Annotated in this window: 14 protein-coding genes and 1 riboswitch; of the genes, 6 read left to right on the forward strand and 8 right to left on the reverse strand. The window is 61.8% G+C overall.

Annotated elements, in window-relative coordinates:
* Nucleotides 1-455: 455 nt before the first annotated feature.
* Nucleotides 456-6,242, forward strand: coding sequence for a hypothetical protein (locus tag ASE36_RS09705; protein WP_062278686.1), 5,787 nt, complete (start codon nucleotides 456-458; stop codon nucleotides 6,240-6,242).
* A gap of 109 nt (nucleotides 6,243-6,351) precedes the next feature.
* Here ASE36_RS09705 and ASE36_RS09710 read toward each other — a convergent pair whose 3' ends face one another.
* From ASE36_RS09710 to ASE36_RS09730, 5 genes are all read right to left on the reverse strand, one after another.
* A complete protein-coding gene (locus ASE36_RS09710) occupies nucleotides 6,352-6,981 on the reverse strand; it encodes an ABC-type transport auxiliary lipoprotein family protein (protein ID WP_082510998.1) in 630 nt (209 codons plus the stop codon).
* A 26-nt stretch (nucleotides 6,982-7,007) separates the two neighbouring features.
* Nucleotides 7,008-8,381 (reverse strand): MlaD family protein, encoded by a 1,374-nt coding sequence (locus ASE36_RS09715; protein ID WP_062278688.1) that lies wholly within the window; start codon nucleotides 8,379-8,381, stop codon nucleotides 7,008-7,010.
* Between the two features lie 4 nt (nucleotides 8,382-8,385).
* Complete coding sequence (locus tag ASE36_RS09720) at nucleotides 8,386-9,207, reverse strand: ABC transporter ATP-binding protein (RefSeq protein WP_062278690.1); 822 nt, start codon at nucleotides 9,205-9,207, stop codon at nucleotides 8,386-8,388.
* A gap of 9 nt (nucleotides 9,208-9,216) precedes the next feature.
* Nucleotides 9,217-10,368 (reverse strand): MlaE family lipid ABC transporter permease subunit, encoded by a 1,152-nt coding sequence (locus ASE36_RS09725; protein WP_413813653.1) that lies wholly within the window; start codon nucleotides 10,366-10,368, stop codon nucleotides 9,217-9,219.
* Nucleotides 10,369-10,542: 174 nt separating this feature from the next.
* Nucleotides 10,543-11,391, reverse strand: a complete 849-nt coding sequence (locus ASE36_RS09730; protein ID WP_062278691.1) for a UDP-2,3-diacylglucosamine diphosphatase — start codon at nucleotides 11,389-11,391, stop codon at nucleotides 10,543-10,545.
* 210 nt (nucleotides 11,392-11,601) lie between these two features.
* Between ASE36_RS09730 and ASE36_RS09735 the strand changes: the two genes are divergently transcribed.
* The 4 genes from ASE36_RS09735 (at nucleotide 11,602) to ASE36_RS09750 (ending at nucleotide 16,750) form a co-directional block, all read left to right on the forward strand.
* Complete coding sequence (locus ASE36_RS09735; protein WP_062278692.1) at nucleotides 11,602-13,917, forward strand: NADP-dependent malic enzyme; 2,316 nt, start codon at nucleotides 11,602-11,604, stop codon at nucleotides 13,915-13,917.
* A 125-nt stretch (nucleotides 13,918-14,042) separates the two neighbouring features.
* Entirely contained in the window at nucleotides 14,043-14,792 is a 750-nt protein-coding gene (locus ASE36_RS22190) for a helix-turn-helix transcriptional regulator (RefSeq protein WP_082511000.1), read from the forward strand.
* Nucleotides 14,793-14,914: 122 nt separating this feature from the next.
* Nucleotides 14,915-15,556 carry an acyl-homoserine-lactone synthase gene (locus ASE36_RS09745; RefSeq protein WP_062278694.1) on the forward strand — a complete coding sequence of 214 codons (642 nt, stop codon included), beginning with the start codon at nucleotides 14,915-14,917 and terminating at the stop codon, nucleotides 15,554-15,556.
* A gap of 129 nt (nucleotides 15,557-15,685) precedes the next feature.
* The gene (locus ASE36_RS09750) at nucleotides 15,686-16,750 is read left to right on the forward strand and encodes a DUF2865 domain-containing protein (RefSeq protein ID WP_062278696.1); all 1,065 of its coding nucleotides are present in this window, start codon (nucleotides 15,686-15,688) and stop codon (nucleotides 16,748-16,750) included.
* 9 nt (nucleotides 16,751-16,759) lie between these two features.
* On the opposite strand, the gene bluB is transcribed toward ASE36_RS09750, so the two are convergent.
* The 3 genes from bluB to ASE36_RS09765 form a co-directional block, all read right to left on the reverse strand.
* Nucleotides 16,760-17,464, reverse strand: a complete 705-nt coding sequence (gene bluB / locus ASE36_RS09755) for a 5,6-dimethylbenzimidazole synthase (RefSeq protein ID WP_062278698.1) — start codon at nucleotides 17,462-17,464, stop codon at nucleotides 16,760-16,762.
* A gap of 43 nt (nucleotides 17,465-17,507) precedes the next feature.
* Nucleotides 17,508-17,699, reverse strand: a riboswitch (cobalamin riboswitch).
* Between the two features lie 37 nt (nucleotides 17,700-17,736).
* A complete protein-coding gene (locus ASE36_RS09760) occupies nucleotides 17,737-18,573 on the reverse strand; it encodes a TolB family protein (RefSeq protein ID WP_062278700.1) in 837 nt (278 codons plus the stop codon).
* A 29-nt stretch (nucleotides 18,574-18,602) separates the two neighbouring features.
* On the reverse strand, nucleotides 18,603-20,282 hold the full coding sequence (locus ASE36_RS09765) for an NAD+ synthase (RefSeq protein WP_062278702.1): 1,680 nt from the start codon (nucleotides 20,280-20,282) through the stop codon (nucleotides 18,603-18,605).
* Nucleotides 20,283-20,508: 226 nt separating this feature from the next.
* Here ASE36_RS09765 and ASE36_RS09770 point away from each other — a divergent pair, with 226 nt between their 5' ends.
* The gene (locus ASE36_RS09770) at nucleotides 20,509-22,404 is read left to right on the forward strand and encodes an LTA synthase family protein (protein WP_062281202.1); all 1,896 of its coding nucleotides are present in this window, start codon (nucleotides 20,509-20,511) and stop codon (nucleotides 22,402-22,404) included.
* The last annotated feature ends 119 nt before the right edge of the window (nucleotides 22,405-22,523 follow it).

Genomic DNA, 22,523 nt, shown 5'->3' on the forward strand with positions numbered 1-22,523 from the left:
TTATTTGACAGGCAGACCCTGACCACCGAACGTGGCAATCTCGTTAAGCCGCCGAATTCTGCCCTGAAAAAGCTCGCATCATGGTTAACGAAATTTAAACCCCCGCAAAAATTAGCTTTTACGCCTAAACCGAGGTTTAAATACTGTTAACAATGACAGCACTCTTCAAGGCGTGGCGGCCGCGTTAATTGTATCGGACAGGCAAATGTGTCAGTACGATACGGCTGATTGTGCCGAGGTTTCGAAACTTTGCCCCCAGGCAAGTCAGTGCTAGAAGCTGGGGCAAGGTTCGCCCGAGGGTGAAAGCGAACTGCCCATTTTTGAGAACGCGCTCCGCGTGGCGTGGCGACATGCGGAATGTGATTGTACGGCAGGCATCCGAAAGAGCGGCATGGCAGGCGGCCATCCCATTGTTTTCAGCCTTCCGAGCGTAAGTTGTAACGAGGCGTAACCCGATGGCGAACAAGAAGTCCGACTCGATTGACGAAAACGCGTTTCAGGCACTCGAGGCGGCCCTGAGTATCGATTTCGACGGTGAGGAAGCGCCCGTGGCTCCGAAGGCCCGGTCGCAGACGCGCGGACCGGAGGCCCCTTTGTCGGACAACACGCAGCGCCCAGCACCCAAGAAGCCGATCGACCGTCGCTCGGCCCGCACCGCCGAACTCGGTCCGGAACCCGCGCCGCCGCAGCCGCGTTCGCCGAACCTCGCACCCGCCAATGACGGTTCGCGCCGTGCGCCTTCCGCCATGTTGAAGTCGCTCGAAGCGACGTCGCTCAAGTCGGCGCTTCGCAACGCGTCGATTATCTCCGCTCTCTGGGTCTTCGGCGCGATCGGTCTGGCGCAACTGCTCTATGGCAGCGCCATCTGGCAGGCGCCTTCGGTGGCCGACATCGTCGCCATGCCGGGCGTCGTCGCGATCTTTGTCGGGACCTTCCTCCCGATCATGCTGTTCTTCGCCTTCGCTATCATGATGGCGCGCGCCCACGACCTGCGCAATGCGGCGCGCTCGATGGCAGAAGTCGCCCTGCGGCTGGCAGAACCTGAAACCATCGCCTCCGAGCGCATCATGACCGTCGGTCAGGCCGTGCGCCGCGAAGTCTCCGCGATGAACGAAGGCATTGAGCGCACCATCGCCCGCGCCACTGAACTAGAAACGCTCGTTCATTCCGAAGTCACCGCACTCGAACGCAGCTACACCGACAATGAACTGCGTGTCCGCGGCCTCGTCCACGAACTGGGCTCCGAGCGCGACGCGATCGTCAACCATGCAGAGCGCATCCGCTCGTCCATCGTGGGTGCCCACGAGCAGCTGAAGGAAGAGCTGTCGCTGGCGACGGAGGAAATCTCCGTGCGCCTGCAGACCTCGGGCGAAGCCTTCGCCTCAATGATCGACACACGTGCCGCAACATTGATGGAGAAATCCGACGCGGCGGTCACCGCACTCGGCTCGCTTCTCGCGCACAAGACCGACACAATGGTCCAGACGCTGGCGGCCTCCGGCATCTCGCTTTCCACCGAATTCGATTCGCAGCTGAAGACGCTGACCTCGACACTTAATCAGCGTGGCCGCGAATTGCTCGGCGAGTTCGAAACCCGTGCCTCGACCCTCGACGCGAACACGGAGAAGCTGAACGCGGCCTTGAACGAGCGTGCCCGCCAGCTCAACGAAACGCTGGTCGAACGGACCCGCGACATCGCGGAGAGCCTGAAGGGCGGCGAGACCGCCATCAGCTCGTCGCTCGATGACGTCCTGTCGCGCCTCAACACGTCGCTGGAAGAGCGCAGCCGTCATTTCCGCCAGAGCCTGCAGGCAAGCGCCGACGATGCAATCGTCGATCTCGACCTGCGTTCCGGCCTCTTCGAAGACCGCTTCCAGACCACGATCGGCCAGATCAACTCGACCTTCGACACCCGTGTGGCGGAATTCGCCAGCGCCTTCGATCAGCGTGCCGGCACCCTCGACAGCAAGTTGATGGAAAGCCTCGCCCGCATCAACGAGACCGTCAACGGCGGCTCCGATGCAATCAACGGCATCCTGACTTCGAGCATCGACCGTCTCGGCTCGACCCTCACCGACAACTCGCTGTCGCTGGCAGTTACCCTGAGCTCCGGTCAGGAAATCCTCGACGACGCGCTCGCAGGTCGCGCGCAGGAGATCGCCGACGCAATGTCGGCCCGCGCCGCTGCCCTCACCGAAAGCCTGGATGCAGCACAGAAGCGCATCGACCAGGTCATGGAGGAGCGTTCCGGCTCTCTCTACGGCGCCCTCACCGACCATCAGTCGCGCTTCGAGCAGACGCTTTCCAGCCGCGCCGAACACATCGTCAATGCCCTCGAAAATAATCAGGACCGTTTTGCCGAAACGCTCGACCAGAAGGTCGGCGGCATCGCCTCGATCCTCGACGCCAAGAGCGACGACCTGATCGACAGGCTCAACACCAAGAGCCTTGAACTCGACCTGACGCTGACGGCGCGCAGCCAGGATCTCGCCGAAACGCTGAATGACAGCCAGCGTCGGATCGACGAAACCCTGAGCCAGCGCGCCTCCGCCATCATTGACACCGTAGCCGATGCCGATCGGCGCATCGATCTGGCCTTCTCGGAAAAGGCAGAGGCCATCCGAACGGCCTATGGCGACAACCAGGAACGCCTGGAGATGTCGCTTGCCGGCCATACATCCTATCTCGCTTCGACCCTCGAAGATGCGTCTACGGATATCGAACGGGCCCTGGGCGCCGCCTCCGGCACCATCGCGGCCTCGTTGAACGCCGGCGTTACCGACATCGACGGCAAGCTTGCCGAAACCGCGGAGCGCCTGCGCACCAACCTCGACGATGCGACGCGCAACCTTGCAGAAACCCTCGGCGCCACCTCCGGCACGATCGCCGCATCCCTGACCTCCGGCATCAATGACATCGACGGCAAGCTTGGCGGCACTGCAGAGCGTCTGCGCATGACGCTCGATGACGCGACCGGCGCGCTTGCTGACACGCTCGGCGAGAACGTCGCCAAGATCGCCGACACGGTAAACAGCGGCGTACGCGAAATCGACACCCGCCTCGTCGACACCCATGAGCGGATCCGCTCCACCCTGGACGATCGCACACAGGCAATTTCCCTCAGCCTCGGCGAAGCGCAGCACTCGCTCGAAACGACGCTGACCGAACACGCGACCTCGCTCGGCACATCACTCGCTGCCAGCGCCGGCATGCTGGAAATGAGCCTCGAAGATCACGAAGAGAGCCTGCGAAAGGCAATCGAGGAAAGCAGCCGCGCGCTGGATGACCGTCTACGGGGAACGGCCGGTGCCCTCACCGAACAGATCCGCGACGCAGCCGGCGACATCACCCGCTCGGCGCAGGACTTCTCCGGAACGGTCGAGCAATCGGTCAGCGGCATGACCATGCGCCTGGATGAGACCAGCACCCGCATCGAACAGAGCCTCGGCACCCTTGAGGACCGCTTGCGCAACGGCCTCGATGGCGTGGACGCCCGCGTCAACGATGCCGGCGAGAAGTTTGCAGCCCGCCTCGATGAAAAAGTCTCGACCATCGAGCGCGTCGGTGACGAGGCCTCCATGCGCGTGGCTCAGGCACTCGACGAAGGCACGAACCGGGTTGCCGAAACCTTCGACAGCCGCACCGCTCTGATCGATGAACGCCTTTCGACGATGGACCGGGCGCTGAGCGTCGGCCTCGAAAACGTCAACCGGACCATTGAGGGCAAGGCCGCAGGCCTCGCCACTGCGCTGCGCGGCGCGGTGGCTGACGCCGCCCGTGATATCGATGCGGAAGCCCAGCGCTCTCTGGAGCGCCTGAGCGAAACCAGTACCAGTTTCGTCGGTCAGATCGACGAACGGAGCTCTCAGATGAACCGCACACTGGAGCAACGTTCGGCGGAACTCGCCAGCCGGATCTCTGATGCAGATGCTCTGGTCCATGCCCAGGTCGCCAATATCAGCGGCACGATTTCGCAGGCCAATGCCACCCTGTCGGCCACAATCGCCGATGCCAACACCACCTTGTCCGGCGCGATCTCCAACGTCAACGACACTCTGTCCGGCACGCTCTCCGAAGTGAGTTCGACGCTGGAGCAGCGGGCCGCTGCGATCCGCGATGCCATCTCCGGAAATACCCAGGAATTGGCAGTCACCATGAACGCGGTGGAGAAGGCACTGGAGGCCCGCGGCAACTCCATCCGCTCCGTCCTTGACGATCGCACCCGCGAACTGAACTCGATGCTGTCGAGCCGCTCGGCGGAACTCTCGCGCCTCATCGACGAGAAGGCAGCACCGGTCGTCGCTTCCTATGCAGAAACCGGCCGCGTCGCAGCCGAGCAGATCACTGCCGCTGCAGCGGAGAGCGCGGAGCGTCTGCGCGCGGAAAATGCGGCTTTGGTCGGCGCGATCAGCGAGCGCACGGAACGTGCTGTTGCCCATCTCGGTGCCGCCGAGCAGAACCTTGCAGCGAGCGCTTCGCAGCTGATCGAACGGCTTGGCGAGAGCAATTCGGGGATCTCCTCCGTTATCGAGCAGGCGCTCGAAAGTATCGGCGCCCTCGACAGCCGCCTCGGTTCCACCGCATCGCGCTTCACCGAGACCGCGACCCAGGCAACCGACATGTTGTCGACATCGAACCGCCTGCTGGACGACAAGCTTGGTCGCCTGACCGCAATCTCCGGCGAGACGCTTCAGCAGGTTTCCTCGATCGTCAGCCGCTTCGGCGACCACACAAAGGTACTGGGCAAGGCCTCCGAACTGCTGTCGGCTGCCCAGTCGAACCTCGTCGGCACGCTTGAGGAGCGTCAGCAGGCCCTGCGTGACCTGTCAGTCGGCCTGGTGAAGCGATCGGAAGAGATCGAAATCACTATGCAGAACCTCGGCAAGATGGTCGAGACTGCCTTCGACCGTGCGGAGCAGCGCTCTGGCCAAATGGCCGGGAACTTGCGGCAGAGCGTTCAGGCATCCTTTACCGATATCGGCCAGATCCTTGGCGAGACGGAAAAGCGTGCCCAGTCGACCGCGGCAAACATGCGCGACAGCGTGCAGGCATCCTTTGCAGACATCGGACAGGTACTCGGCGAAACGGAGAAGAAGGCCCAGATCACCGCGACAAACATGCGCAATGCGCTCCTGTCCGCCGAGGAAGAAGCCCGCCAGTCTATCGACAAGACCCTCACGGAAGCCGAGAAGCGTTCGGGCGAGCTGGCAAGCCGGCTGCGGGGTGGTCTCGCGGTTTCGCTTTCCGACATCGACCGACTGCTCGGCGAAGCCGGCCGCAAGTCTGAAGGTGCCGCTGCCGCCCTCAAGCAGGCCATGCAAGGCGCCGTCGAGGAAGCCGTCAACCGCTTCTCCGGTGCAACGGACGAGATTCGCCGTTCCGCAAACGACATCCGCAAGGAGCTCGATCTCACCCGCAACGAGCTGAAGCGCGGTGCCTTCGATCTTCCGGAAGAAGCCAAGGAAAGTGCTGCCGCCATGCGCCGCGCCGTGTCCGAGCAGATCAAGGCGCTGCAGGACATCTCGCAACTCGTCGGCCGCACCAGCCAGACGCTTGAGATTTCCGAGCCGGTCGCCCGCCGTCTGGCCGAAGCACAGGTCGAACAGCCCCGCCGTGCCGCCCCTGCGCCGGCACCTGTGGCACCGGCTCCGCAGCCGGCCCGTCCGGCAGCCGATTACACCCTGCGCGGCAGCCTCGGCACGACGGAAGGCTATTCGGCCCCGGCACCGAGCCGCACTGAAGGCGGCGGCTGGATCAGCGACCTCTTGCGTGGCGCATCACGTGAAGAGCCGGCGGCTGAGCCCGTGGCAGCACGTCCGGCACCGGCCCCTGCCCCAAGCCGTCCGGCACCTGAAGCAGCGGCAATCAATCGCCAAAGCGACAACCGCAATCCGCGCCATATGGTCGAATCGCTGAACTCGCTGTCGGTCGACATCGCCCGCGCCATCGATCACGACGCTTCGGTCGACCTGTGGCGCCGTTACCAGCGCGGCGAACGCGACATCTTCACCCGTCGCCTCTACACGCTGAAAGGCCAGCAGACCTTCGACGAGATCAAGCGCAAGTACGACCGCGAACCGGAATTCCGCATCGCCGTCGATCGCTACATCGCCGATTTCGAGAAGCTGCTGGCGGATGTCGCCCGGACCGATCGCGACAAGTCGATCACCCAGTCTTACCTGACCTCCGACACCGGCAAGGTCTATACGATGCTGGCCCACGCAGCAGGCCGCTTCAACTGAAGCAGCCTGAGCGCGGCAGACGCAAAAGAAAACCCCGGATCCTGAAAAGGATCCGGGATTTTGTCTTTTGGACCCAAGGCACGCTTGGGACGATCGGTCATGATCGAGATCAGAGTTCCTGGAGCGTCCAGCCAACGATCTCGGCAGTGACACGGCCGAAGGCCTGATCGAGAGCGGTGACATAGGCGGCACTGCCGCTGCCAGCCGACGGCGCTTCAGCGCGGAAGACTTTCTGCGCCTTGACCGTTCCATTGCGGTCATTGAGCAGCTTCGCCGAAATCTCGACAACGCCACGGTCCCCGCCGCCCGTTGCAATTTCGAAGGCACGGACATCGGTAATCAGCTGATAATCGATCGCAAGGCCCTGCCCCGGCTTGCCGACGCCGCCAAGACGACCCGTGTCCTCAAAGGCCTCGACGAGCTTGGACTGCACCACGCGGGTCAGCTTGTCGCTCCACTGCGATTTCTTCAGATACTGCACCTCGGACCCGGCAACGCGCACCAGGATCTGTTCACTGTCGAGCGCTTTGAGCGCCGAGGGGTCGGCGACCAGCAACTGCCGGTTTCGCGCACTGGCGGTCGTGGAGACCGGCGTGGAAACGGCCGAGAGATCAAAGGTGTCGTTCGGCGCCGAACCGCAGCTGGTGAGCGCCGCCAGCATCATCGGCAGAGCGAAGCTGCAGCCGAAAAGGCGGCGGCGGTTGGCTGCGGACAGGCCTGGACGGCCGTAGAAACCCATAGTGTCACCCTTTCCGGTCGTCGGCGTCATCGGCGCGTCCTTCCGTCGAATTCCTTGACCGTATCGCCGCCGAAGAGCAGGCGCTGCGGATTCTGATCGAAATTGGTAATGGCGTCGTTCAGGCCCCGCACCGTCTGGCGCGTATCCGTCACGAGTGTCTGGATATCGCGCAGACCCGAACTCGAGAAGCGCTGCAAGTTCTCGGCAATTGGTCCGATGCGCGCATTGAGGTTTTCAGCCGCAAGCCGGATCGATTCCAGCGTCTTGCGGGCTTCGACACTCAGCGAATTGGCGTCGCCCGAGCCAAGGAAGCTGTCGACCTTCTTGAGGATGCCGTCGACCTGGGTCGAGGCGTTGTTCAGACGATTTGCGAGCTGCGTGAAGTCGTCGATCGCCTTGTCGATGTCGTCCTTGCGGCCCGTGATGCTGTTGGAAAGATCGCGGAAACCGGCAATCGCCTGACGCGCGTCTGCCGATGCGACGGAAACGTCGTCGACGACCTTGCCGACCTTCTGGCTGTCGACAGCATCCACCAGCTTGGAGACCTTGAGCAAGGTCTGGTCGGCATTCTTGCCGAAGGTCTGGAACGTGTCAGCCGTCTGCTTGAAGCTGTCGATCGCCGGCCCGATCTTGTTCGATGCATCGGCGAAGCTTGCGGTGGCTTTCTCAGTATTGCTGAGGATCTTGTCGATCTTGTCGGAGTTCAACGCCTTGAACAGATCTTCCGCCGCAGCCAGCGTTCCGTCGAGGCGACCCGACAAGCCCGACACAGACTGCGAAAGCGAGGTGACACTCTTCAGGAACTCGTCGATCCCCTTGGCGTTGTCAGCCAGCGACTTCGAAAATGTCTCGGCATTGCGGACCGTATTGGTGAGCGGTGCGCGGGCATCGACGATGAAACCCTGGAGTTCCCCGATCGCATCGTCGGCACGCTTGAGGATGCGGTCTGCGGTGGACAGAAGGTTGGTAACGCTCGACTGGTCGGCGGTGAGGATAGCCGCCTCGCCCGTGTTGATGGCGCGCTCAAGGATCTTGTCGCCACTGCCGGCGCCACCGCCCGACAGTTCAATATAGGCAGCACCGGTCAGACCCTGAATTTCAAGAATGGCCCGCGTGCCGGACGTCACCGGCGCATCGGCGCGCACTTCGGTAAAGGCGACAGAGAACTCCGGATCTTCATTGTCGATATAAAGATTGCGCACCGAGCCCACGGCAATCCCGTTGAAGCGCACCGGCGAGCCGATGCTCAGGCCATTGGCGGAACCGGGGATGCGAATGGCAAGCGGCGCCATCGGCCCGCCCCGGCCATACTCCGCCATCCAGTAGACGAAGCCGAAGGCAGCTCCGATAACCAGGATCGTAAAGAAGCCGACGATGGCATAATTGGCTTTGGTTTCCATATGTCTACTCTACCGGCTGCGCGGCATTTGTCTCCGCGCGGGGAATGGAACGGGCACGCTTGCCCCTGAAATAGGATTGCACCCAGGGATCGTCATAGGCGAGCATGTCGTCCAGCGAGCCTTGCACCATAACCTTTTTCTCGCCGAGAACCGCGATACGGTCGCAGACGGAGAACAGACTGTCGAGGTCATGTGTGACCATGTAGACCGTCAATCCAAGGGTATCGCGCAATTGTGCGATGAGTTCATCGAATTCGGCCGCCCCGATTGGGTCAAGACCCGATGTCGGCTCGTCCAGAAACACAAGGTCCGGGTCGAGCGCCAGGGCCCGGGCGAGAGCCGCGCGCTTGATCATGCCACCGGATAGTTCAGAGGGATATTTGTCCGCCGCATCGGGCTTCAGACCGACAAGCTCGAGCTTCAGATAAGCGAGCTCGTCCATCAGCCACTGCGGCAGATCCAGATATTCGCGCATCGGCAGCTGAATGTTCTCCTTGACCGTCAGTGCCGAAAATAGGGCGCCATGCTGGAAAAGCACCCCCAGCCGCGTATCGAGCGCCATGCGTTCCGCATCGCTCACCGCATCGTAATCGGCACCAAGGATCTCGATCGTGCCGGCACGCCGCGGCAGGAGCCTCAGCACGGTCCGCATCAGCACCGATTTGCCCGCACCGGAAGCGCCGACGAAGCCAAGAATTTCGCCGCGATAGATATCGAGGTTCAGCTTGTCGAGCACGATCTTGTCGCCGAACCCGACCGTCAGATCCTTGACGGACAGAACGGCTTCGCGTGGCGTGGCGGATGAGGAAGACGTCGTCTCAGACATTCCGGCTCCTCAAAAATCGATGGCTGCGTAGAACATGGCGAAAAGCCCGTCCACGAGAATGACGACGAAGATGGATTTAACCACGGAGGCGGTGACGTGGCGGCCAAGCGATTCGGCGCTGCCGCCGACCTTCATGCCCTCGACGGCCGCGATGATGCCAATGATCAATGCCATGAACGGCGCCTTGATCATGCCGGTGGCAAGCGTCGAATAATCGACGGCGTCGTGCAGGCGGGTGATAAACACCTCGAAGGTGATGCCGGAATAGGCCCAGGCAACGACCGCGGCACCATAAAGCGCCGCGAAATTCGCAACGATGGTCAGAAGCGGCAGCGCGATCGTCAACGCCACGAGACGCGGGAAGACGAGAACGCCGATCGGATTGAGCCCGATCACCTTCAGCGCGTCGATCTCTTCGCGCATCTTCATCGAGCCGATTTCGGCGGTAATGGCGCTGCCCGAACGGCCGGCAATCATGATCGCCGTCAACAGCACGCCGATTTCGCGCAATTGCAGAATGCCGACCAGGTCGACCACGAAGACTTCCGCGCCGAAATAGCGCAGCTGAAAGGCCCCCTGCTGCGCGATGATCGCGCCGATCAGGAAGGACATCAGGACGATGATGGGGACGGCGCGCACGCCCATATGATCGAGTTGATTGATGACCGAGGCGGGTGAAACACCGGCACCGCGTCCGAGCTTGGTCTGAGCCCCGCGCACGGCGGAGCCGAGCACGAACATCATTGCGACCGCATCTTCCCACAAGCCCACAGTCACCCGGCCGATCGGGTCGAAGATCCGCTCGAAGCGGCTGCGACTGTCGACGACCTGTTCCGGCGCCTCGACGCGCTCCGGCAGAGCGTTGATCAGTTCGCGCATCTCCGGGTCGCCACCGGTCAGCGTGATCTCGCGGCCCCGCGCCCGGCGCTGAGTCATGAAGCGCCGGATCAGCCAGGCCCCCGCCGTATCCATGGCGGTGATCCCATCGATATCGATGACTTCGCTGCTGTCGCTCTGATCTTCGACCAGAGGCCCCGCGGACTTGATCATGTCGGACAGGCTGGTGTTTTTCCAGCTGCCGCTCAGTCGAATCACATCGTGATCGCCATGCGCCTCGCGGTCGATCTCGATATGAGCGTTTTCAGGATGAACCGACTTCAAGGGCGCGACAACTTCCAAACTTGCGCCGGTCGTCTTCCGGTTCGCAAATCACGTGATTGAATGCTGCGCACTATAACGACCGGCGGCGGCGATGTAATCCTTGATGAACCGTTAAACACACGACTCACAGGCGATTGATGCAAGCGATGGCCCGATTGCAACAGCCGGTCGCAATCAAGCGGCCCGCGCGCCTTCCTTCTTGGCGCTGTCGAGCGACGGGATCATCACCGGCACCATCTTCTGCACCGGCTTGGGTGCACCGGCCGCGCTGATCTTGTGCGCCCAGGAGATGAGTTCCAGCCGCCCGTCGTGATGCTCGGCAACCGCAGTGCAGCTTTCGACCCAGTCGCCGGTGTTGACATAGTGGATGCCGTCAATGTCCTCCATGAGCGCGTGGTGGATGTGGCCACAGATGACACCGTCGACATCGTTGCGGCGCGCCTCTTCGGCAACGACCCGCTGGAATTCTCCGATGAAGTTGACCGCATGTTTGACCTGCAGCTTGGCCCAGGCGGAGAACGACCAGTAGGGCATGCCAAGCTTGCGGCGCACGACGGCGAGCATGACGTTGATGGCAATCGCCGTGTCATAGGCCCAGTCACCGAGATAGGCGAGCAGGCGTGCATTGCGCACCACGACATCGAACTCGTCGCCATGCAGCACCAGATACCGCTTGCCGTCCGCCATCTCGTGGATCATCCGTTCGGCAACCTCGATGCCGCCGAAGTGGGTGCCCGGAAAATCGCGCAGAAACTCGTCGTGATTGCCCGGGATATAGACGATCCGGGTGCCCTTGCGCGCCTTGCGCAGAAGCTTCTGCACCACGTCATTGCAGGGCTGCGGCCAGTACCAGCTGCGCTTCAAGCGCCAGCCATCAACAATGTCACCGACCAGGATGATCGTTTCAGCTTCGTGGGTGCGCAGGAAGTCGAGCAGGAAATCGGTCTTTGCAGCCTTCGAACCCAGATGCACGTCCGAGATGAAAAGGGTCCTGAAATGGCGAATTTCGCTTGCGTCTTCCACGGCGCTATCCTCTTGCACTGACTGCACAAGCCTTAACCAGACTCGTGTTTCAGGAAGATGACACGGGGGAGTTGGGCCTCGGCGAAGCGAAAGCTGAAGGCACTGCCGTCTGTTGGGCGTACCGGCGACCGGAACTAAGGTCTACCACTCGAAGCTGTTTCGTGTATGACGGAACTGAACCACTCGATGACATGAATTGCCGGTGACACGATGAATTCCCACGACAAGACCAAGACCGATGCTGTGGCAGCGACTGCCGATCTCGACGAACAGGCGCTCTTCTATCATCGCTATCCGCGTCCCGGGAAACTCGAGATCCAGGCGACGAAGCCGCTTGGCAACCAGCGCGATCTGGCCCTTGCCTATTCGCCCGGCGTCGCAGCGCCCTGCCTTGCCATCAAGGACGATCCGGCAGCCGCAGACGATTACACGGCGCGCTCCAACCTCGTCGCGGTCATTTCGAACGGCACGGCTGTGCTCGGGCTCGGCAATATCGGCCCGCTGGCCTCCAAGCCCGTGATGGAAGGCAAGGCGGTTCTGTTCAAGAAGTTCGCCGGCATCGACGTCTTCGATATCGAGATTGAGGCGCCGACGGTCGACCAGATGGTCTCGACCATTTCGGCGCTGGAGCCAACCTTCGGCGGTATTAATCTCGAAGACATCAAGGCGCCGGAATGCTTCCAGGTCGAAGACCAGCTGCGCGCCAAGATGAACATTCCGGTCTTCCACGACGACCAGCACGGCACAGCCATCATCGTCGCCGCCGCGATTTTGAACGGCCTGGAACTGGCCGGCAAGAAGATCGACGGCGTGAAGATCGTCGCCTCGGGTGCGGGTGCAGCAGCCCTCGCCTGCCTGAACCTTCTGGTGATCCTCGGCGCCAAGCGCGAAAATATCTGGGTCCACGACATCGAAGGCCTCGTCTACAAGGGCCGCAACGAATTGATGGATCCCTGGAAGGAAATCTATGCCCAGGAGACCGACAAGCGGTCGCTCTCCGAAAGCATCGATGATGCCGATGTCTTCCTCGGTCTGTCCGCTGCCGGCGTCCTGAAACCCGAACTCCTGGCGCGCATGGCTCCAAGCCCGCTGATCATGGCGCTTGCCAACCCGAAGCCCGAGATCATGCCGGAAGAGGCACGCGCCGCCCGCCCCGACGCGATGATCTGCACCGGCCGGTCGGATTTCCCCAACCAGGTCAACAACGTCCTGTGTTTCCCCTATATCTTCCGCGGCGCGCTCGATTGCGGCGCAACCACGATCAATGAAGAAATGAAGATGGCCGCCGTGCGCGCCATCGCGGCGCTCGCCCGCGAGGAAGTCTCGGAAGTGGCCGCCCGCGCCTACACGGGCGAGACGCCGACTTTCGGGCCGGATTACCTCATCCCCTCGCCCTTCGATCCGCGCCTCATCCTGCGCATTGCCCCGGCTGTCGCGCGCGCAGCCGAAGAAAGCGGCGTCGCCCGCCGTCCGATCGCCGATTACGACACCTATCTCGACCAGTTGAACCGCTTTGTCTTCCGCTCCGGCTTCGTGATGAAGCCAATCTTTGCGGCGGCCAAGGCTGCCGCCAAGAAGCGTGTGATCTTCGCCGAAGGTGAAGACGAACGCGTCCTCAGGGCTGCTCAGGTGCTGCTCGAAGACGGCATTGGCGAGCCAATCCTGATCGGCCGTCCGCAGATCATCGAGACCCGTCTCAAACGCTACGGCCTGCGCATTCGTCCCGGTGTCGACTTCGACCTCGTGAACCCTGAAGACGATCCGCGCTACCGCGACTATGTCGACGACTATTTCGCCCTTGTCGGTCGTGCCGGCATCAACCCGGAAGCCGCCCGGACCATCGTGCGCACCAATACGACGGTCATCGGAGCGCTCGCCGTTAAGCGCGGTGAAGCGGATGCCCTCATCTGTGGCGTCGAAGGCCGCTTCGACCGCCATGTCCGCGATGTTCGTCAGATCATCGGCAAGCGCCCAGGCGTGCGCGACTTCTCGGGCCTCAGCCTGCTGATCTCGCAGCGCGGAGCGATCTTCTTCACCGACACCTTCGTGACCGACGATCCTTGCGCCGAAGAAATTGCCGAAATGACGATACTTGCAGCAGAGGAAATCCGTCGCTTCGGCATCAGCCCTAAGGCAGCCCTTCTTTCGCATTCCAACTTCGGCTCGCGCCCCTCGGCAAGTGCCACCAAGATGCGACAGGCCCTGGAAATCATCCGCCAGACGGCACCGAACCTCGAGGTCGACGGTGAGATGCAGGGCGGTTCGGCCCTGTCGGAGAGCCTGCGCAAGCGCGCAATGCCCGACAGCACGCTGACAGGCGAGGCCAATCTCCTGGTCTTCCCGAACCTCGATGCTGCCAACATCTCGCTCGGGATTGTCCGCATGATGATGGATGCGCTGCATGTCGGCCCGATCCTGCTCGGCGCCGCACTGCCGGCGCATGTGCTGTCGACCTCCGTGACCTCGCGCGGCGTCGTCAACATGGCGGCTCTGGCGGTTGTCGAAGCGTCTCAACCCGAAGCCTGAGGTACGGGTTCGTCGAGAAAAGCCCCTGACGAAAACACGTCGGGGGTGGTGACGGGCAGAATTGCCGCTGGACAAGTTAGAGCTGTACCCCTGAAATTGTATCCCTGAGAATCTAGGGTCAGTGGATGGGGCAAGAGGGCGTCTATTTCGACCTGCTGGACTGGCTCGATCACCAGACCCGGCTTGAGCCGTCGACATTTCTGCAGAAACTCCAGGCCGCCTACCGGACGGGCCCCATCGTCTACATCGATGGCGCGTTCGGGCCCGGCCGGGTGAAGTTGCAGCGTCTCGTGCACAGCCGTCCATCAGACGCTGCACGGATCACACGCCTGTTGGGCAACCGCCCGCTGCGGGACCAACTGGACAGGCTCTTCTCAGAGCTGGAGCCGGTTCAGCTCGATCTGTCCTTGATTGCCGCATCCCGCCCCGCGCGCCAAGAGCCAAATGGCAGGGACAGCCTGACAACCGCCATCGGCTACCCGCTGCTGGCCCGCCCGGGGCGGSGAGCCTGCCTTCTGGTGACGGCGGTTGCCGAGCCGGCGCGCCTTGCGGACTGGCGGCGCAGCAACGACCGGGACGTCTTGAGCCTTGCCGCGCACTTTCACGCCAGGATGGTCAAGGGCTCGCCGCCCCAGCCTCGACGGCGGCTTGCGAGCAAACTTCTCACACCGCGTGAATGCGAGACCCTCGCCTGGATCGCCGCCGGCAAAAGCTACTGGGAGGCCGCGATCATTCTCGGCATCACCGAGCGCACGGTTCGCTATTTCATGGCCAATGCGCGCAACAAACTCGATGTGGTCAACAACGCCCAGGCGGTCGCCGAAGCAGTTTGGCTCGGTCTCATTCCCCGCCTCGCCGAGAGGCCTGTGCACTGACAAAAGTCGCGGCGCGACATCGTATCACAGATTGCATCGTCAAATGCTGTCGCGACCGCCAGTTTCATCACTTCCCTCTCAACTTCATGCTGCCAGCTCCACCGACCTTCAAGGAGTTCAGTATGATCAGGATCATCAACGGCGCCCGGCGCCAGCAATTTCCCGCCGACATCGACGCCATGCACCGCTTGCGCAAGCGGGTGTTCCACGACCTCTTGCGCTGGGATGTCCAGGTGCGGGACAGCTGGGAAATTGACGACTATGACCGCGCTAACCCGCTCTACGTTCTCTCCTACGGCGATCAGGGCGCCTTGCGCGGAGCGCTGCGCCTTCTGCCGACGCTGGGGCCGAACATGCTCGACGACACCTTTCCGCAATTGCTGGGGCATGGCCCGCAGATCAGGAGTGCTGCGATCTGGGAATCCAGCCGGTTCTGCATCGATCCGCAGATTTCGCAGGACCGCGGCAGCAATCAGGTCACGATTGCAGCGGCCGAATTGATGTGTGGCGTGGGTGAACTCGGCCTCGCCTCCGGGCTTAGCCACATCGTCACCGTCACCGACGTGTTCCTTGAACGCATGTTCAAGCGCATGGGCTGCCCCGGTGAACGCATCGCCGACCCGCAGCGGATCGGCTCTGTCCAGGCAGTTGCCGTCTCCTGGGAGGTCAGCCAAGACCTCCTCGACCGGATGAAGGCAGTCGCTGCGATCGGCGGCAGTGTACTCGAACAGGCGATGACGCTGGCCTCGGCCCGCGCCGCCTGAGGAACGGCGGTCGCCGCATCACACGGCGACCGCTCTCTCCAGTGTCATTTTACTTTGTGGTCGGGTATCGTATTGTCCAGCTCATGTTACACAACGGTCCATCCCCAAAGGGTGTCCCCCCGTCGAGCCATGAAGCCGCTGAAGAGACTGCTGACCCCCTTGCTCGCCGTCGCCTGGCTTGCGTCAAGCGCGCCGCACGCTGCCGCAGCGTCGCTGGCCTGCGAGCGTCTGCGCGATCGGCTGGCGACGGTCGATAGAAGCATATCTTCGGAAGAGGTGAACCGCTACGCTGGCGCGATCGCGCAGCAAAATCTGGAGCTTCGAAAAGCCCGGCAGGACCAGCGGCGGCTGCGTTGCCTGACCTCGTCAATCACCACCATCCGCGCCGATGGCGGCAGCGATTGCGGCGATCTGAGCCAGGCAATCAGCCGCATGGAGGCCAACAAGGACATCCTTTCAAGCAAACTGCGCGAATTGCGCGAGGGTGTGGGATCGGCCGAAACAGCACGTCTGCAGCAGGCGCTCGCCGAAAACGGCTGCACGGCGGACAGCGTAGGCAATGCCGAACCCGACGAACCGGCCCGCATTCCCTATCTCGACACGCTGCAGCAGCCCTACAAGCCCGATCGCACTGGTGAAGCTCTGGCCTCTTTCCGCCCCATGATTCGTGTTCAGCCCTCGGGCGAGGTCCGCACCTTGTGTGTGCGCACCTGTGACGGAGGCTTCTTCCCGATTTCCTCAAGCACCACCGCGCTTAACTTCGCCCGCGATGCGGTTCAATGCCAGCAGATGTGCCCAGGGGTCGAAACCGAGCTCTATTTTCACCCGGCCAATTCCGGCGAAACCGCGGACATGATCTCTTCCGCCACGGGTCAGCCCTACCGCGACATGCCGAATGCCTTTCTCTATCGCACCCGAAAGCCCTCGGAAGACCCTCAGTGCCGTTGCGACCTGGCCCGCTACTATCAGAAAATGACACCCCGACCGCCCGTGCCGGACTATCAGTCGTCGATCTTGACGGTGAAGCCGGACAAGGAACCGACGACGCAAGCAGGCCTGCCGGCGGCTGAACGGGAACTCGATGAAGCGGCATTGCAGGTTCGCCGGGTCGGCCCAATCTTTCTGCCACCGCAGAACGGCACGATCGACCTCAGAAAGCCGGCCGCATCAGGCCCGCAACCCCTGCAGGAATAGCCGCAGCCTCTAGCCGCCGCCGTCAGACCCTGCGTTTGCCGGCCAGCGTTCTTCAAAAACGAGATCGTCCAGCGACAGCCGTCTGCGCCAACCCTTCACCTCCAGTTCCGGCTTCTCGTAGAGCTGATCCACATATCCAAGACAAAGATAGCCGACGATCTCGACCCGCTCCGGAATGCTAAGGATCTCTTTCACGTCCTGTTCGTGAAAAATGCTCACCCAACCGACCCCGACACCCTCGGCGCGGGCTGCAAGCCACAGGTTCTGGATCGCGCAAACGGTCGAATAAGCATCCATCCGGGGATTGTGGGTGCGTCCGAGCACGACAGGCCCCGCACGGTCGGGATCGCAGGTGATGCAGATGTTGAGCGGCGCCTTGCGGATACCCTCCAGCTTCAGCGAGCGATAGGCCTGCTGGCGCTCTTCTGCGAACATTGCGGCCGCCTCTTCATTGGCTCTGGCAAAGGCATGCCAGATTGCCTCGCGCTGCTCGCGGCTGCGGATCAAGAGAAAATTCCACGGTTGCATGAAGCCGACCGAAGGGGCGGCATGGGCCGCAGAAAGCAGCCGCCGGATCAGGGCCTCGGGCAAGGCGTCGGAAAGAAACTGGTCGCGCACATCCCGGCGGGTTTCGATGGCGCGGTAGACGGCGGCCTTTTCGCAATCCGAAAAAGCGTCGGCCCGGACGAGGGCCTCGTACGATGAGTCGTGCATTCTGTTGTCTCCAACAATGCGCAACCGCCCGCCGTCCGCGCGGGCTAGGTCTATGATGTCAGGCCGGTCTTCTGACTTGGCTTCGACCGCATCCGCCGCCTTCCCGGTCTTGCGACCAGTGGCAGGGTTTCCCCTGGCATATGCGTCCGCCTTACAGCGCTGGGCACGTCCCGGATTTGCACCGGCTTCCCGATTCTCCCGCCATATGGCGGGCACCTGACATCGGTCTTTTATCGCATCGGGGTGGCCTGCAATAGGCCCGATAGCGACAGTCAGGCACTTTCGGGGAAATAGCGCACAAAGGCGAAAGCCGATCCATCGGGCGACCAGTTCGGCACGTTGATCGAGCCCTGACCGCCAAAGAATTCGAACAGCGTCTCGACATTCCCGCCATCGGCGTCCATCAGCCGAAGCCGGACCTGCTTGTCGCGCGGATGACCCGACACGTCGGCGTCGTAGGAAAGGAACAGAACCTTGCTGCCATCCGGCGACGGATGGGGGAACCAGTCACCGTAGCCGTCCGAGGTCAGTTGTGCGAGTTCGCTGCCATCGGTGCGCATGCGCCAGATCTGCATCGAACCGGTGCGGCTCGAATCGAAATAGATCCACGCCCCATCGGGCGAGTAATCCGGCCCGTCATTGTGGCCCTCGCCCATCGTCAGCCGCCGCTCTTGCCCGCCTTTTGTCGAGATCGTGAAGATGTCGAAGACGCCGTTGCGGTCGCCGCAATAGGCAATCTCCTTCCCATCCGGCGACCAGCCATGCCAGTAGGACGGCATCTTGGCCGTGACCTGCCTCGGCTCGTCGTCTCCGTCACCGAGCAGATAGATGCAGGACTTGCCATGCAGCGTATGGTCGGAAAAGGCGATCGACGCGCCGTCGGGCGAAATCCCGTGGTCATTGTTGAGCCGAACGGCAAAACCGGTATCGATCGGTTCCGGCTCGGGATCCTCCTCGTCGAGCGACAGCGCGTAGAGAAGCCCATCGCCGTTGATGAGAAGAAACTCGCCGTCACGCGACCAGTTTGGCGCCTCGACGAGATCCTCCGTCTGCCAGACGACCTCGCATTCGCGTGTCGTCATGTCGTAGATTTCAACGGAACTGCGCATGTAGCATTCTCCTGACCGTACCGGACCGCTTAGCGATCGCGAAAACGGTTCGTAATCGGATAGCGGCGATCGCGCCCGAAATTCTTCTTGGTGATCTTCACGCCCGGTGCCGACTGCCGCCGCTTGTATTCGGCGAGATAGAGAAGATGCTCGACCCGGTGAACGGTCGCGACGTCATGGCCCCGCGCGATGATTTCGTCGACACCCATTTCCTTCTCGACAAGGCATTCCAGGATATCGTCGAGCACCGGATAGGGCGGCAGCGAATCCTGGTCTGTCTGGTTGGGACGCAGTTCGGCTGACGGCGCCTTGGACAGGATATTGGCCGGAATGACTTCGCCCGAAGGACCGAGAGCCCCTGGAGGGACATGCGCATTCCGCCAGGCGGACAGACCATAGACCTGCATCTTGTAGAGGTCTTTGATCGGATTGAACCCGCCGTTCATGTCGCCGTAGAGGGTGGCATATCCGACGGACATCTCCGACTTGTTGCCGGTCGTCACAACCATCGACCCGAACTTGTTCGATACGGCCATCAGGATCGTGCCGCGGGTACGGCTCTGCAGGTTTTCTTCGGTGATGCCGCTCTCGGTTCCCTCGAACATCTCGGAAAGGCTCGAGAGAAACCCTTCGACCGGATCGGAAATCGGCACAATGTCGTAGTGGCAGCCGAGGGCTTTGGCGCAGGCTTCGGCGTCGGAGAAGCTTTCTTCTGAGGTATAACGATAGGGCAGCATCAGCGTGCGCACCCGCTCCTCGCCGAGCGCGTCGACGGCAATGGCGGCGCAAAGCGCGGAGTCGATCCCGCCCGACAGGCCGAGCACGACGCTCTTGAAGCCGTTCTTGTTGACGTAGTCGCGGAAGCCGAGCACGCAGGCGCGGTAGTCGGCCTCCTCGTGCTCCGGAATGTGCGACATCGGACCGCCGTCACAGCGCCAGCCATCCGTAGTCCGCTTCCAGGTGGTGACCGCCAGCGTCTCCTCGAACTGGCTCATCTGGAAGGCGAGCGACTTGTCACCGTTGAAGGCGAAACTTGCGCCGTCGAACACCAGTTCGTCCTGCCCGCCGAGCTGGTTGGCGAAGATCAGCGGCAATCCGGTTTCGATCACCTGACGCAGGGCCACCTGGTGGCGGATATCGACCTTGCCGCGATAATAGGGCGAGCCATTGGGCACGAGGAGCAGCTCGGCCCCTGTCTCGGCCAGCGTCTCGCAGACGCCGAGATCGTTCCAGATTTCTTCGCAGATCGGCACGCCGATCCGCACGCCCCTGAAGTTGACCGGACCGGGCATCTCGCCTTCGACGAACACACGTTTCTCGTCGAATTCGCCGTAGTTCGGCAGGTCGATTTTGTCCCGGAAGGCCAGGATCTCGCCGCCGTCGACGATCGCAACGGAATTGTGCCGTCCCTTTTCGCCCTGACGCGGAAAACCCACGACAACACCAGGCCCGCCGTCGGCGGTATCCGCGGCGAGCGCTTCGACAGCCTGCAAGCAGGCCTTGAGGAAGGCCGGTTTAAGCACGAGGTCTTCCGGCGGATAGCCCGAAATGAACAGCTCTGTCAGCAGCAGCAGGTCGGCACCTTGCGCGGCCGCTTCCGCCCGGGCCGCGCGGGCTTTCGCCAGATTGCCGACGACATCGCCGACCGTGGGATTGAATTGCGCAACGGCAATGCGCAGGACGTCAGGCATTTTCAGTTCTTCGCTCATGGTCTCGATTTAACGTTAAGCCAGACGAACATCAACGCTCTGCGCCGTCGTTGTTCACCCTGTCTGAAAAAAACGCGGATTTCCTAGGGGAACACAGAGGCTTATCGCTTGGTTCATGTAGCATTCATGACCGTTATGTGACAGCTATGCGACAGTTTTAGTACTCCTACCAGATCCGCCGGAGAAAGACGTGGCCGACAACAGTTCGAAATCGGTAATCGACAGTATGTTTCCGGCTATCGGCAGATCCGGCGAGGCATCGTTCGAAAATGCCAAGGTGCTGCAGGTCGTTCTCCAGGTTCTGATGACGGGCTTGATTGCCTTGCTGACAGTCGTTGCCAGCGAATGGCTGGCCCGGGGCACCTTTGTCGATATCGGCGACTATATGACGTCCACAAGCCGTGCGGGCATGGTCGCAGTCGGCATTGTCTTCTTGCTGTTGCTCTTCATGGATGCGATTGTCGGACGCGCGCATCAGTCCGCCGTCCTGCTAGTTCCCTTGGCCCTGCTGCCGGCCTTCTTCTCCGGTCAGAAGCAACTCTACCTGTCCGACCCGCTCTATCCGAGCGACCTTCTGTTCGGCCGGCAGATCATGGAACTGCTGCCTGTCATGGTCGCAGCCCAGCCCTTCACGGCGCTTGCCATCGCTGCCGCGACAATCGCGATCACCGCCATTCTCGGCATCTTGATCTACAAGAGCCGCAAACTTTTTGTGCGGATCAGCATGCGTTCACGCATCGCCCGGCTTGCCGTGTCGCTGCCGATCCTGGCTTCCTTCGTCTCCCTGATGGATCCGATGGCCTTCTCGGCGGTCCGGGATCGCCTGAACATCGTTCCCATGATGTGGGACCAGAAGGAAAACTACCGCCACAACGGCTTCCTGATGGCCTTTGCCTTCAACGTGCCGATGGCCCGCATCAGCGCTCCGGACGGCTACAGCCAGCCCGCCATCACCGACATCCCGTCAGATCGTGTGCCAGCGTCCTTCTACTCGGGCCGTCAGGCGGATGTGATCGTCGTGATGAGCGAAAGCCTCTGGGATCCGACACGCCTCAGCAGCGTGCGTTATTCCGAGGACCCGATGCCGACGATTAGGTCGGCGGCATCAGGCAACATGTTCTCCCCCGAATTCGGTGGCATGACCGCCAATGTCGAGTTCGAGGCCCTCACCGGCTTCTCCAACGCTTTCCTGCCCTATGGCAGCATCCCCTATCAGCAGTATATCCGCCGGCCGCTTCCCTCGCTCGCGACCTTCTTTGAATCGAAGGGCTATGTCACCAAGGCATTCCATCCCTTCCAGAGCTGGTTCTGGAACCGTCAGAACGTCTATCAAGCGCTCGGCTTCCAGCAGTTCCGTTCGGAAGAAAACATGCCGACCATGGACAAGCGCGGCATCTTCGCCTCGGATGACGCGCTGACGCGCTACATCATCAAGGAAGCGGACAACACAGAGCAGCCTTTCTTCTTCTTCGCAGTGACGCTTCAGGGCCACGGTCCCTATGAAGAACACCGCTATGTGAAGAACACCGTGGAAGTCGATGCGCCGACGCTGTCCGATGCGCCGACCAAGACGCTCGCTACCTATACTCAAGGGGTGAAAGAAGCGGACCAGAGCCTGAAGATGCTGATGGACTGGGCCAAGAAGCGTCGGCGGGAAACCATCATCGTCATGTTCGGCGACCATCTGCCGCCGCTCGGCGAAGTCTATACCGAAAGCGGTTACATGCCGAATGTGGTCGCGACCCGCAAGGCTTCGGTTCCCACCATGAAGCGCGAGCATGAGACCCCACTTGTCGTCTGGTCGTCCAAGCGCGGCGTGCAGAAAGACATTGGCTCCGTCAGCCCCTCACAGCTGCCGCACGTGATCGTGCGCCTCGCCGGCTACCGCCACCCGTATTACACCGGGGTTCTGGGACGCGTGGCGGAACGCTACACGGTCGTCGATCGCCACCAGCTGATCGGTCGGAATGCCAAGTCCCAGGCTGACTGGTCCATGGCAGGCGCCGTCGATCCGTTGATCCGCGACTACCGCATGCTGCAGCATGACGTCATGTTCGGCGAAGGCTATGGACTTGGACGTTTCTTCCCCGAACAGGCATTGCGGCTTCAACCGAACAGCTGAGAAGCGCTTAACCGTGTCCCGTCAAGAAGTTGCCGGTATCGTATATTTGAATGCCGCGATATCTTGCGGCATCTCTGAAATTCCGGCATAGACTTTTTTTGTTCAGTCATTTGTTGCGC

Origin of the sequence: Rhizobium sp. Root274 (genome assembly GCF_001429245.1) — a bacterium.
Taxonomy (GTDB): domain Bacteria; phylum Pseudomonadota; class Alphaproteobacteria; order Rhizobiales; family Rhizobiaceae; genus Allorhizobium.